Below are 13,469 nucleotides of genomic sequence, written 5' to 3' on the forward strand. Positions count from 1 at the left end.
AGTGCATTGCCAGAAGTGATTTCGTGCGGGTTCAGGCCCGGGTAAAAGGCAAAGACACAAGTGAATGCAGGGAGAGGGCCAATGCCAACAGAAGCACAAAACATTCTGAATAACGCCAACCATACGGCGTATCGCTGCCGTGATGCGGAGCAAACTCGCTGGTTCTACGAGGACGTGCTCGGGCTGCCGCTACGCATAGCTTTCTCCGAAGAAAATGTTCCGGGAACGAATGAGCCGACGCCATTCATGCACCTGTTTTTCCAGCTGGGAAATGGTGACTTCATCGCCTTCTTCGATGAGCCAACCAACGCCACGCCGGCCCATTTTGCGGCGGCTCACAGCTTTGACCGTCATATCGCTTTCGAGGTGGACTCCGAAGAGGAGATGCTCGCCTGGCAGAAGAAGATCAACGAAAAGGGCGTCATGTGCCTCGGCCCGGTGGATCATGGGTTCCTGAAGTCGGTCTACATGTATGATCCGAACGGCATGCAGGTGGAGATCACCACCAAGACCCCAACGTACGCGGATTATGCCACGGAGCAGGGGCCCAAGGCGCGCAAGAACCTCGATGAATGGGTCCAACGTACCCGGGAGCAAAAGGTCGGGAAATTCGGCGCAGAAGCTCTCGACAATCGCAATATTCCCTATCCAGGGATCTGATCGCCCAATCTGATCATTCAAGGCGAATGGCCGCCGGTCTCTTTTACTGAGACTGGCGGTTTTTCAATCCTCAAATAGCTTGCGTAGTTTTGCCTTGGCGATCTTGTTCAGTTCCGCACGCGGAAAATCTTCCACGAATATCACTTCGACAGGCACCTTGAAATCCGCAAGCTGGGCGCGGCAGGTTTCAAGGATCGCTGATGCCAGTACATCGGATGCTTCCGCAGCGCGGACGAACACGGCCGGTACTTCATCCTTCATCTTGTCAGGCTTGCCGACCACGGCGCACTCCAGGACACCTTCTGTCAGCATGACAGCGCCTTCGATCTCGGACGCGGCAACATTCTCTGCGCCAACCTTCAGCATGTCCTTGGCACGGTCTGCAAAGCGAAGGTGACCGTCCGCCGTCTGGTAAACCCGGTCCCCGGTATCGAACCAGCCTTCATCATCGAAGCTGCCCGCTGTTGCTTCTGGATTGTAGAGGTATTCCTTGAACAAGGTGATGCCCGGAACCCCGCGCACCTTCAAAAGCCCTGTCTCGCCGTGTGACACATCCTGTCCGCTTTCATCAACAATCTTCAGCTCGAATTCCGGGGCAGGCAAGCCCATGGATCGTTCGGGGCTGGAGAGCTGAGGCGGTGTATATGTTCCGTGAGCGATTAGTTCCGTCATGCCCCAGGCGCCGACAAAAGTGATGCGGAACAGGTCTTCAACGGGCCCAATGTTTGCAGCGCCGATCACCCAGTAGCGGAATGCATGATCGTCCGGCACCGGCAGGGTCGCCAATGCCTGCATCGCAAACGGAATGACATTGGCCCAGGTGCATCCGTGTTTCAGCGCTGTCGGCCAGAAGCGACTGGCTGAAAATTTCGGCTGCAGCACCATGGCGCCGCCAGACCACAGCACACCATAATGTGCCCAGCTCATCGCATTGGTGTGGCAAAGCGGTGTGAACACGATCGCGGTGTCGATGTCCCGTAGCAAATTATGGGAGGCCACCGTCTGCGCGCCCCAGAGGGCGTTGGCGTGCGTCCAGACAACACCCTTGGGCCGGGATGTCGTGCCGGATGTGTATTGCACGGAAAACGGCGCCATCGGATCATTCCGCTCAATCTCGAAATCCGTATCGTCGGCGAAGAGGTCGTCAAAAGGTACGATGCCGGCCGGTACGGGCTCGGATGGTTCGGCGCTGTTTTGCTCTGTACTGGCGATCCATTCGAGGTCCGGCCCCGTTTCACGGAGCAGGTCTACGAATTCAGGTTGCGTGATGGCAAAGCGCGCCCGGGAATGGCTGATGAAGTAGCGCATTTCCTCGACGGCCGACCGAGGATTGGTTGTCACCACGACCGCGCCGAGGGCTGCGCAGGCATGGTAGGCAATCAGGAATTCCGGGCAATTGTTCGCATGTAGCAAAAGGAAGTCGCCCCGGCGGACCCCTTTCGCATGCAGGCCCGCCGCAACGCGGCGCACGTCCTTGTAGAAGGCGCCATAGGTCCAGGTCTTCGCGTCGCCTTCAAAGGGTTCCCAGTGAAGGAGCGGAGCATCCGGACGCCGGTGTGCGTGGTTTTTCAGGAGCCAGTGGAAATCCTTGTCCATGGCCACGTGCAGGCTACTCATCGGCTATTTGCCTTTGAATTGGGGTTTGTAGGCTTCAGGATCGGGATTGCTGATCCACATATCGAGCGCATGTTGGGCGTCTTCGGAGACGATGATTTTCATGATCTCTTTTGCTTCCTCAGCCATGAAGTTCAGTTGGTCCTGATTGGTTCCGGCATTTATGAGGCGTTTGATCCCGCGCATGGCGAGCGGCGCACGAGCCGCGAATTTTTCCGCGAAGGCATTCACCTCGGAGTCAAACTCATCTTCCGAATACAGGCGGGAGATCAGACCAAGTTCCAGTGCCGTTCTGGGCTGAAGGAACTCCCCATGGAGCAGGATGTCCAGAGCCTTCGCCCGGCCAAGGTATTTCAAGGCGAACCAGGCGCCGCTGCCGCCGGGCACGAGGCCGAAGCTGCTTTGGGGCAGGGCGAAAGTGGCCGTCGGAGAATCCTTCATCAGGCGGAAGTCGAAGGAAAGCGAGAACTCGCAGCCGCCCCCGCCGACATTGCCGTTGATCGCCGCAATCGTCACGACCGGGAGGGCTTCAATGCGCCGGGCCAGCGTGTGGTTGGCGTTGATGACCGACGGGATGTCGATTTGTCGCTCACCGTGCGCCAGGCTTTGCATCTCGGTCAGTTCCATCCAGCGCAGGAACACATCGTCGGTGCCTGTCACGACCAGGACACGCAGGTCTTCGTCCTGCTCAACCGCATTGAGCATGTCATGCAGTTCGTAGAGCATCTGGGTGTTGAGCGTCTGGTTGGGCGGATTGTGCATCCGGCAGGTCAGGATGTGACCTTCCCGTTCAAGTATCAGGTGTTGGTAGTCCATGATCCGCTGTTCCTCCCGGATGTTATGTTTTCTGCGGCCTTGCCCAGTGGGTCAGCTGATAGCCGCGAGACCGGCCTGAGCGACTTCCATATCGTCCGAATAGTGACCGCCGCTGACGCCGATGCCGCCGACAAGTTCGTCGTTCACGAATACCGGATAGCCGCCGCCGAAAACGACAAGGCGGTCGGTCTTCACGATGCCGTGCAGCAGCGGCGGATCGTTCTCGATGAATGCGTGCCACTCATGGGTCGCCATGCCGAAGGAGATGGCGGTGTAGGCCTTGTCCTGGGCGATTTCGACGCTGAGCAATGGAGCGCCGTCCATACGTTCATAGGCCTTGAGGGCGCCTGCATCGTCGACAACGGCGATGACCATGGGTTTGCCCATCTCTTCGGCTTTGGCCTTGGCGGCCTCGATCATTTTCTGCGCAGCGTAGCTGGTGATGGTGCTTTTGGTTTTTACGAGTTCCATGTGATTCTCCTCGAATTTGATAGACTTATCAGTCTGATTGATAGGTGTTCGCCGGAAATGTCGTCAATGATGATTTCGTTTCATATTGATGGAACCGGTAAGATCGGGTCGTTTGCGTGACGGCCGGCATAGTGAAAACACCAGATCGAAATCAGGGCACACACGCCAACAAGTGCGAGCCCTGCGTGCAGCGAACGCTCCCCCATGTCGGAAAAGACCGTGTCGCTCAGTGTTCCGACGACAACAGGTGTGATGGCATACCCGACAATCGTGACGCAAAAGGCGAGCAGGGCGACAGCCAGGGCGCGTTCGGACGGGTCGGAATTGGCTTGAACCGATGCGAATACGGGCGCGGTTTCAAGATTGATGAAGATGTTGAAGGCGCCGAGAAAGGCAAAAAAGACCAATGGTGAGTTTGCGCCGAGCATTAGATAATAGAAGGGAATTGATGCAGCGACGAAGATCGCGGGCAGCCAGCTCATCCATTTCAGGTCGCGCTTGGCCATGAAATCACAAAGGACACCGCCGATGAACAGGGAAGGCATGGCGCAGAACAGAAGCACACCGGCCGCATAGGCGCCAATCTCGGTCTTGGGCATGCCGAAATTGCGCTCGATCAGGGGATAGAGCCAAACGAGCAGCGCCTGCACGGTGACCAGTGCAAATGTGTGCCCGGCAACCGTTCCGACATAGACTTTGTTGCGGAGCAGCGACCGAATGGTGTCACCCAAGGGGGCCTGGCCGCTGCGGCGCAGACCGGACTCAAGAAACCTGCCACGCTCCGGTTCCCGTATGGAGATATAGGTGAGCAGGCCGAGCAGCACGCCGGGGACGCCCGTGATGTAGAAGACCATCCGCCAGCCATAAGCCTCGACGAGTGCCGTCCCGATCAGGTGACCGCCCAGGACACCGAGCGCGCCCCCCATGGACAGAAATCCAATCGCCCGGCCGAGCTCCACCTTTGTGAAATAGTCGGACAGGAGAGAGTGACTGGAGGGCGTGCCGCCAGCTTCTCCGATTCCCACACCCATTCGCGCCAGAAACAGGGAAGCGAAGCCGCTGGCCGCGCCGCATGCAGCGGTCGCCAGGCTCCAGACCGTAACAGCTGCCGCGAAAATGTTTTTTCTGTTCGTCCGGTCTGCCAGGCGAGCGATCGGTATGCCGAATGCGGCATAAAACAGGGCGAAAGCTGTCCCACCGAGAAGGCCAAGCTGCGTATCGTTCAGTTGGAAATCATTCTGAATGTTCGTCATGACTACCGAGATGAGGCCACGGTCCACCACACTCAATGTTTGTCCGATCATCAGGACAAGCAGCACGTAATATCGGTAGTAACTGCTTCGGGTATGACTTGCCTCTGACACCGCAGACATGAGATTCCTCCTTGAACTCCGGGCCTCTTCTGAGCGGGCATGCCAGCCTTCCTGAATGGAAAGGGAGGCCCCGAGCGGGCGGATTGAGTGCAAGTATTCTGATAAATCGATCAGGATCAATAGCTGTTTTGGCAAACGACAAGTTTCCGCCGCGTGAAGGCGGGACAGTTAGTGCAGGCCTCCCGCCAGGATCACCCGTCACTGTATGAATGTTAGCGTACGGAGGAAGAATGACGCTCTCAATTCATGAGGAAAAAATTTTTGTAATTGGGGCTTGGCGACCGCAAGGAAAGGCTTATAGGCTTATCAGATAAAGCTCACAGATAAAATCCGAGCGACCAGGGAGGTCAAATGTATAGATCCAAGTTTGGTGCCAGCACCATTGTGCTTTCGATGCTGGCCATGTCCGGTGTTCAGGTGGCAGTCGCTCAGGAAGACGAAGCGCCCGCCAGCCAGGAAAACGAGAGCCGGCAGTCGGTCGTGATCGTCACGGCAACAAAAAGCGAAACCACGCTGCAGGAAACGCCGATCGCAATTTCGGTCGTGAGTGGACAGGACCTCGCCGACCGAAATATCCTGGAAGTGAGTGAAATTGCCCAGGACGTGCCCGGCCTGACCTTTAGCCAGTCGCCTGGCGACCTGCCGTCGATCGTCATTCGGGGCATTGGCACGAACAACGCTAACCAGACCGCTGAACAGTCGGTTGGTCTGTTTGTGGACAACGTCTACAAACCGCGGGCCCGCCAATATCGTGACTCCTTGTTCGATGTGGAGCGGGTGGAAGTCATCAAAGGCGCGCAGGGCGTCATCTTCGGAAAGAACACGAGCGTCGGTGCTATCAGCGTTGTCTCGCGCAAGCCGGGTGCCGAATTCGGCGGCGACGTTTACGGTAGCTATGAATTCGAGAATGAAAGCTACACGGTCGGTGCGACAGCGGACCTTCCAGCCAGTGACAAATTGCGGTTCCGGGTCGGCGGCCAGTATTCCGATACGGGCGGCTATGTGAAGAACCTTGCCGGCGGAGACGATGTGCCGGCAACCGAGCGCTACATTGTTCGCGGGACCATGGTCGCGGAGCCAACGGATTCGCTGACCGCGACTTTCATGCTCCAGCACTCGGAACAGGACACGACGGGTAACGCGTTCCAGCTGACGGAGGTGTTGAACCCGGCGCTTGTGTCCTATTTCGGTTATACGACAAGGCCTTATGAGAAAAATCTGAACCCGACGACGACGTTCATCGACGGTGTTTCCGTTCCGGCCGACGCCGATTCCCAAGATAGTACTGATGCCGTCCTGACCCTTGATTGGGAACTGTCCGACACTCTCACGCTGACCTCTGTCAGCGCCTATTCGGTGATGGATTACTCCAACTATTCAAGCATCTTCTATTCTTCCAGCGATGCCGCAGGACAGCCCAAGGGGTACCAGCTGTTCGAAGAGGATTTCGAGCAATTCACCCAGGAGGTTCGCCTGAACTACTCGGGTGATTCCTGGCATGGATTCATTGGCGGCATGTATCAGGACCAGAGCCTGGCATTCGACCGGACGATCCGCCTGCAGACCTGGTTCTCGCCCGGCACGATCAGTGGCGGCGTCGACGTCGGTGGATTTGCCTTCGCGGGCACGTCCAATGCGCTGCTTGATCAGGATCTGGAGTCCTATGCTCTTTTCGGCCTGATGACGCATGATTTTACGGACAGATTTTCAGTCAGCGGTGGTCTGCGTATCGGATACGAAGAAAAGACAGCCGACTTTTCCGTTACTCTGCTGGACCTGATCGGTCTTGATCCGATTTCAGTTCCGGGCGACTTCTTCCTGCCGGTCGATCAGCGCGCAGGAATCTCGATCTATCCGCTGATCAACGCCGCAGGTGTCGTGCCGACCACAACGACGGATGATACGTCCGTCGATGGCAGCCTGAATTTCAGCTACGACATCAATGATGACTGGATGACGTACATTTCCTTCGCGCAGGGCACGAAGAGCGCAGCGTTTAACAATGCGACCATCAGCGGCTCGTTCACGCCTGAGCCATTTATCATTCCTGAGGAAGTCGCGCGCTCTGTTGAGATCGGCGCCAAGGGGAGTTATGCCGGCGGCCGGGGAACGATGAGCGCCGCGGCGTTCTACACTGATCTGACAGATTTCCAGGACTCGGTCTTTGATCCGAACGTGGGCGTCACCGGTGCGTTCGTCATCCAGAGCTTCGATGCCGAAACTTACGGGCTTGAGCTGGAAACGCGATACCGTCTGACGGACAATCTCACCACCTACGGTAATATTGGCCTCCTTGAAGCCAAGAGCCAGTCTACGGGCACCAGGCTCGCTGATGCACCTAAAGTCAGTGGAATGATTGGTGCAGACTATATCCGGCCAATATCTGGAAACCTGGAACTCAATGCCGGCGGTCGATTGTCCTTCAGTTCCAATCAACTCCACCGAAACCCGGCCCTGCCGCGTGGCACGGGTGAATACCAGGTGGCTGACTTCCATATCGGACTGAACGACACCTTGTCGGGATGGTCAGTCAGGGCTGAAGTCAAGAATGCGTTTGAAGAGCGCTATGAAGTGTTTTCGTTCATTCAGCCCCTGCTGTCGGCCGGGGTCGTGGGCGCGTACAATCCTCCCAGAACCGTTTACCTCTCCGTCCGAAAGTCCTTCTAGGCGGGGCTCTTGCCCAATCAGACGGATCCTCCAACGTGACGGGTCACCTTCAGCGCCGGATGAAAGGCCCATGGCTTCTTCATTCGGCGCTGTTTCTTTTTCGGACGGCTGGCCGTATGGTTCTGCGATCACCAAACAATTCAAGTGTCTGATGAATGTTGAAGCGAGAAAAATATACTGAGCAGTACTCTCAGATCCTCGAGGCTGCGATCGAGCTTTTTTCGACCTGCGGGTATGACGGCGTAAGCACGACCCAGATCGCAGCTGCGGCGGGAGTGTCTCAACCCAGCATCCATTATCATTTCGGCAGCAAGACGGAGCTTTGGATCGCGGCAATCCAATCTCTGGCAGCCCAGATCGGATCGGAAATTCCGACTGATTGGGAAACTGTCGAGCAAATGGAACCGGTCGAGGCGCTCCAGTACCTCTGCGGCCTCATTGTCGATGTTTCAATTCAGCGGCCCGAACTAGGCCGGTTCATCCTGCTGGAAGGGCAGGCTGGCGGTGAGCGTCTTGAATGGCTGTACGACATGGTCATGAAGACGTCCTACACCGGGTTCTGCCGGCTCATTCAAAGAGGAATAGACAGTGGGCAGATCAAAAACCACAAGCCACACCAGATCCTGATGCTGCTCCATGGCGCCATTGTCACTTACTTCAATGTTGCGCCTCTGGTGGAGATTGCGTTCGGCGAAACCCCCGGCGAAGAGGCACCCGCCGCAGACTTTCGCGCAGCCTTCCTCGATATCGTAGTTGAGGGTCTGAAAGTGAGTCCGAAGCCCAAACCGAAGAAGCCTGTCCGCACAGGGAAGGCGGCCAAGCGGGCATAAAAGATCACCGATCACGCCTGCCTGGCACGCTTCACTTCCTGGGATTGATCTCGTCAAGTTACGAAACTGAAATTGCCTCTTTCCCGCGCCGCACGAGGCGTCCGGGTAGCACGCCCGTTTGTTCGCCTTGCCAATAGGTGATTTCACCGGAAACGAGGGTCGCAATATATCCATCGGCGAGCTGGTTCATGCGTTTGCCGCCAGCCGGCAGGTCGTAATTTACGGTCGGGACATGAAGTGAGAGCGTATCGAAATCGATGATATTCAGATCAGCTTTCAGGCCAGGGGCAATCCGTCCGCGGTCTGTGAAGCCAACCGTGTCGGCGGGCCGTGAGGTCAATTCCGCAATCGCATCGGCCAGGGAGATCCGCTCTTCTTCCTTGGCGTCACGTACCCAGCGTTGCAGGAAATAGGTCGGGAAACTTGCATCGCAGATCAGACCATAGTGGGCGCCGCCATCGGCGAGCGCCATGACTGTATCAGGGTGGCCCAGCATTTCGCGAACAGCGTTGAGATTGCCTTCGGTGTAGTTCGCAGCGGGAAGGTAGAAGAGCCGCTTGCCGTCATCCTTCAGCAGGAGGTCGTAGGCATACTCTTCGACAGTTTGACCGGCAGCATTGGCGCGGGATTCAATGCGATCCTCGCGCGTCGGCTCGTAATTCGGTGTCTTGTCCCACTCATGCGAAGCGCGGAACGCATTGATGAGGTTCAGCGTGACGGGATTGGAATCGTCGGCTTTTTCCGAAAGCAGCTTCGCGCGGAACTCCGGATCACGCATGATGCGGACGCGCTCTGCCAGCGGCAGGGAGGCGATTTCCCTGTAGCTCGGATGGGCGGTGAAAGGGTGCAGGCTGAGATCGAGACCGAAGAACATGCCGACTGGCCGGGGCGCGACCTGGCCGCGTATTTTCAGTCCATCGGCGCGGGCGGCTTCCAGTGCTTCAAGCACAGCTCGCCAGCCGCGCCCCGGCTGGTTCGGAACGTCAAGAAGCGTAAAAGATATGGGGCGGCGGCCATGCTCGGCGACCTGACGCACCAATGAGAACTCGGATTCGGCATCACCATCCGGCGCCGGAATGAGCTGAAAGACGCCCGCGTCGGCATCGACAAGACCATCCATCAGGGCCTTCAATTCGTCCGTCTCCGAATACAGGCTTGGCGCCAATTCGCCTGCCTTGGTCCGGTGCATCATGTTACGTGACGTCGTCACACCGAACGCACCTTCAGCGATGGCTTCGGTGACAAGCGCCCGCATTTGCTTCAGGTCTTCGGCTGTCGGCGCTTCCTTGCGGGCCGCACGTTCTCCCATCACGAAAATGCGCAGGGCGGAGTGGGGCACCTGGGTCGCTACATCGATGTCGAGCGCGCGATCTTCCAGCGCATTGAGATAGTCGGGAAAGCTTTCCCAGTTCCACGGCAGACCATCGACCATGACGACTTCAGGGATATCTTCCACGCCTTCCATCAGCTTGACGAGCATGTCCCGCTGGTGAGGTCGGCAAGGCGCAAAGCCGACACCACAATTCCCCATCAGGACAGTCGTTACGCCATGGCCTGAAGAAGGAGCCAGCCGATTCTCCCAGGTTACCTGCCCATCATAGTGGGTGTGAATGTCGATGAACCCTGGCGTCACGATGTAGTTGGACGCGTCAATCTCACGATCGCCTTTGGTATCGATGGATCCGACCGCCTCGATGCGACCGTCACGGATACCGATATCTGCAGTGTAGGGAGCACCTCCGGTTCCATCGAAAACCGTTCCTCCCCGAATGACCACGTCATAGCTCATCGTTCATGCTCCCTTTTCATATTCTTTCAGTGTTTCTTGTAGTTTGCGGACATGCTCCCGGCTCAGTTTGCCTGCACCGGCCGGGTCGCCTTCCAGGATCTTTTTTCCGACAGCGATAAGTTCAGAGGCGTGCTGTCCGCGCAGCCTCAGAAAACCGTACTGGGCTCGCAGAACGTGAACCCGTACGCGGGCGAGCAGGTGAGACAGCTCGTCATTGTTCGCTGTGGCGGCGAGCGCGCTGTAGAACTGACGGCGCGCGGTGACAAAGTCGCGAGGCGACATGGAATTCTGGAGGCGTTCCAGCTCGGCCGTTGCGAAGGCGAGCCGGTCGCTGCTTGCCCCTTTGGCAATTTCACATGCAGCGCTTTCGGCCGCCAGGCCGAACAGCAATTCGGTAACTTTGAGTGTGTCGACACCCTGTTGCGGCGTGAGCGTCACAAGGGCGGCGCCGCGATTGGGGGTGATGGACACCACGCCCCGGACCTGGAGCTGTTGCAGGGCGTCACGCACAGCCTGCCGGCCGACGCCGAACCGTGCGCAGAGTTCCGCTTCCACGAGTCGCTGGCCGGGTATGTATTCGCCAACCTCCAATCCTTCGATAATGGCGTGAACCATGCTGATCGCCGAGGGCTTCGGCGAAGGATCCGGTTTGAGGGCGTATTTGGACATGCCCAAATATTTCGCTCCACCCTCAGATTGTCAACAATATTGTAGACAATCTGAGGGTGGGCTCCTGGAGCGAAGTCACGACAAGCGAAATCGCCCGCGCAGCGCAGCCGAACCTGCATATGTGTGGGGCAGCAAACAGGTTGTGTTTTTGAGCGGCTCGAGACATGGGTGACAGATTGTACCGGACACATGGGTAACACTTCTCGCTTTGGCGGGAGGTTGAGATGCCATGGAAGGAACAATCAAAAATGGACGAGAGGCTACGCTTTGTTGCGCGCCGGCTTGAAGGCGAGTCGATGACGGATCTTTGCCGTGAGTTCGGGATTTCCCGGAAGACGGGCTACAAGATCTTTAATCGCTATAAGGAAGAAGGGCTGATCGCCCTGGAGGACCGTTCCCGTCGGCCCGTGCGGTACGCCAACCAGCTACCCGTCCCGATCGAACGGGCGATCATCGAGGCAAAGAAAGACAAGCCCAGCTGGGGTGCCCGCAAGATCCGGGAACTGCTGGTGCGTCGCCTGGCAGGGGATGTACGCATTCCGGCTCATTCGACCATTCATGCGGTTCTGGACCGTCACGGCCTGGTGAAGAAGGCTGGCCGGAAGCGCCAGAGGGCATTGGGAACCGCCCTGTCCGCCGGCTCGGTTCCCAATGCCCTCTGGTGTGTCGACTTCAAGGGCGAGTTCCGTCTCGGCAACCAGGCCTACTGTTACCCTCTGACGGTCACCGACCGTGCCTCACGCTTCATCCTGGCCTGCGAGGCCCTGGAGGGCACAAAGGAGGCGCCCGTCATCGAAGCCTTCCATACCCTGTTCCGGGCGCGTGGCCTGCCGAAGGCCATACGCTCAGACAATGGCGTGCCGTTTGCCAGTCCCAACGGTCTTTACAATCTCTCGAAACTCTCGGTCTGGTGGCTGAGGCTCGGCATCGCCATCGAACGCATCAAGCCCGGACATCCGCAGCAGAACGGCCGGCATGAGCGTATGCACCTGACCCTCAAGCAGGAAACCACCCGGCCGGCTTCAGCCAATCCCCTCCAGCAGCAGGTCCGCTTCGATGACTTCGTTAGCGAGTACAACACAGAGCGCCCTCATGAAGGGCTCGATATGGCAACGCCGGCAGAGGTCTACACACCCTCAGCCCGGATCTATGAAGGCCTGCCGGAGATCGATTATCCCTTCCATGATCGCGAGGTCCTGATAACCGCCTGCGGCCGGATCTGCATGCATCGGAAGAAAATCAACATCTCAACCGTGCTCGCCGGTCAGCGGGTCGGAATCAAGGAGGTCGATGACGGAATCTGGCTCGTCACCTTCATGCACTATGACCTCGGATACATTGACCTCGAGCAGAGAACCCTGCAGACCATCAACAACCCGTTCGGAGCGAATGTGTAACCTATCTCTCCGGTACAAAGTGTTACCTATGTCTCCGGGTCGGACATATCTCCGCATGGTGCCGGCTGCAGGACTCGAACCCGCGACCCTCTGATTACAAAAATCGGAACAAGAATACGGCAATCACCTAAATGCTTTAATTACAGAGCACTAGGGTTTTCTCGAGATCATGGATTGTCAGGAAATGACGTTAAAATCCGCATTTTGCGCGCCAGTTGCGCGCCAGTGAGCTATGCATTCGTGCGCATGGCAGGGCACTTTGACGACCGGAAGCACTTGTTTTTCGCCGCCATTTCCGGCGCCCATTGATGCTGCCCCAAGCCGGGGCAGACATCTACCTTGGGGCGGGCTCTTGCCGCGACTAATCCTGAGGTGGCTCTTGCCCATCAGGCGGAACCTCACCAGGCGCCTCCGATGTGTCAGCAGGTGCGGGGGACGCGCTGTCGCCGGGTACAGGCGGAGAAGTTTCCGCGGAAGCCGGAGCCGTGCCTTCCGAATCCGGGAGGGGCTCTTCTTCCGGAGGCGGAGCGGCAGGCTCTTCTGAAGACGGCAGCCCCGGCTCCACCGTTTCAGCAGTCCCTCCCGAGCCGGAACCTGATGTCTCATTCGGCGGTTCCGGTTGAGGCGCGTACACTTCACTCGTCGGCTGATTTGCTTCCGGCTTGTTACAAGCAGCCATCAACAGCAAAGCCATTGTTGCTGGCAAGAGGATGGAAAATTTCATTGGCCTGTTCCTTCCTGAAAGGCGGCTTTATGCTTGCAGTAGTTTGCTCTGGAACTCGCCTTCACGGTTGACTTTTCTCAATTCCGGCCCGGCACCGTAGTCTCCCATCGAGCAGAGTTCTTTGTACCTGGTGACCTGAGCCCCGTCTGGTCCCGCATTTGAATGGAGAGTCTGTCGCAAGTGAACCGCTCCCAAAATTGCCCTCATTCGGGGCTGGAGTTTTTGGCGCTTCTGAACTGCTCCCAAAAGTGCCCTCATTCGGGGCTGGAGTTTTTGGCACCTCTGAACTGCTCCCAAAAGTGCCCTCATTCGGGGCTGGAGTTTTTGGCGCCTCCTCACCTTAGCGGGCTGGCTTCGCCGAGGTGATTCATCAGTGTAATCGGGGGCATATTCCCGATCGCGCTGTGCGGTCTTACCGTGTTGTAGATGGGGTGGATGGCTCCTGCTCCCACCGCCGCA

The 13,469-nt window shown here is 57.6% G+C and carries 10 protein-coding genes; 4 read left to right on the top strand and 6 right to left on the bottom strand.

What is annotated here, in order from left to right; all coding sequences use genetic code 11:
* Nucleotides 1-81 precede the first annotated feature (81 nt).
* Entirely contained in the window at nucleotides 82-660 is a 579-nt protein-coding gene (locus tag HY17_RS08085; RefSeq protein WP_051599835.1) for a VOC family protein, read from the top strand.
* A gap of 63 nt (nucleotides 661-723) precedes the next feature.
* Here HY17_RS08085 and HY17_RS08090 read toward each other — a convergent pair whose 3' ends face one another.
* The 4 genes from HY17_RS08090 to HY17_RS08105 form a co-directional block, all read right to left on the bottom strand.
* Nucleotides 724-2,277: an AMP-binding protein gene (locus HY17_RS08090; RefSeq protein ID WP_051599836.1), complete on the bottom strand. Its 1,554-nt coding sequence runs from the start codon at nucleotides 2,275-2,277 to the stop codon at nucleotides 724-726.
* Between the two features lie 3 nt (nucleotides 2,278-2,280).
* Nucleotides 2,281-3,090, bottom strand: a complete 810-nt coding sequence (locus tag HY17_RS08095; protein WP_034765570.1) for an enoyl-CoA hydratase/isomerase family protein — start codon at nucleotides 3,088-3,090, stop codon at nucleotides 2,281-2,283.
* Between the two features lie 51 nt (nucleotides 3,091-3,141).
* On the bottom strand, nucleotides 3,142-3,561 hold the full coding sequence (locus HY17_RS08100) for a heme-binding protein (RefSeq protein WP_034765574.1): 420 nt from the start codon (nucleotides 3,559-3,561) through the stop codon (nucleotides 3,142-3,144).
* A gap of 80 nt (nucleotides 3,562-3,641) precedes the next feature.
* Nucleotides 3,642-4,934 carry an MFS transporter gene (locus tag HY17_RS08105; RefSeq protein ID WP_034765577.1) on the bottom strand — a complete coding sequence of 431 codons (1,293 nt, stop codon included), beginning with the start codon at nucleotides 4,932-4,934 and terminating at the stop codon, nucleotides 3,642-3,644.
* A 351-nt stretch (nucleotides 4,935-5,285) separates the two neighbouring features.
* Between HY17_RS08105 and HY17_RS08110 the strand changes: the two genes are divergently transcribed.
* Nucleotides 5,286-7,601 (top strand): TonB-dependent receptor, encoded by a 2,316-nt coding sequence (locus HY17_RS08110; protein WP_034765579.1) that lies wholly within the window; start codon nucleotides 5,286-5,288, stop codon nucleotides 7,599-7,601.
* A 155-nt stretch (nucleotides 7,602-7,756) separates the two neighbouring features.
* On the top strand, nucleotides 7,757-8,431 hold the full coding sequence (locus HY17_RS08115) for a TetR/AcrR family transcriptional regulator (protein ID WP_034765582.1): 675 nt from the start codon (nucleotides 7,757-7,759) through the stop codon (nucleotides 8,429-8,431).
* 58 nt (nucleotides 8,432-8,489) lie between these two features.
* Here the strand turns inward: HY17_RS08115 and HY17_RS08120 are convergent, their stop codons facing one another.
* A complete protein-coding gene (locus HY17_RS08120; RefSeq protein WP_034765586.1) occupies nucleotides 8,490-10,220 on the bottom strand; it encodes an amidohydrolase family protein in 1,731 nt (576 codons plus the stop codon).
* Between the two features lie 3 nt (nucleotides 10,221-10,223).
* On the bottom strand, nucleotides 10,224-10,889 hold the full coding sequence (locus tag HY17_RS19310; protein ID WP_051599837.1) for a GntR family transcriptional regulator: 666 nt from the start codon (nucleotides 10,887-10,889) through the stop codon (nucleotides 10,224-10,226).
* Nucleotides 10,890-11,113: 224 nt separating this feature from the next.
* Here HY17_RS19310 and HY17_RS08130 point away from each other — a divergent pair, with 224 nt between their 5' ends.
* Nucleotides 11,114-12,286 (top strand): IS481 family transposase, encoded by a 1,173-nt coding sequence (locus HY17_RS08130; protein WP_034765589.1) that lies wholly within the window; start codon nucleotides 11,114-11,116, stop codon nucleotides 12,284-12,286.
* Nucleotides 12,287-13,469: the final 1,183 nt, after the last annotated feature.

Source organism: Hyphomonas sp. CY54-11-8 (assembly GCF_000682735.1).
Taxonomy (GTDB): Bacteria; Pseudomonadota; Alphaproteobacteria; order Caulobacterales; family Hyphomonadaceae; genus Hyphomonas.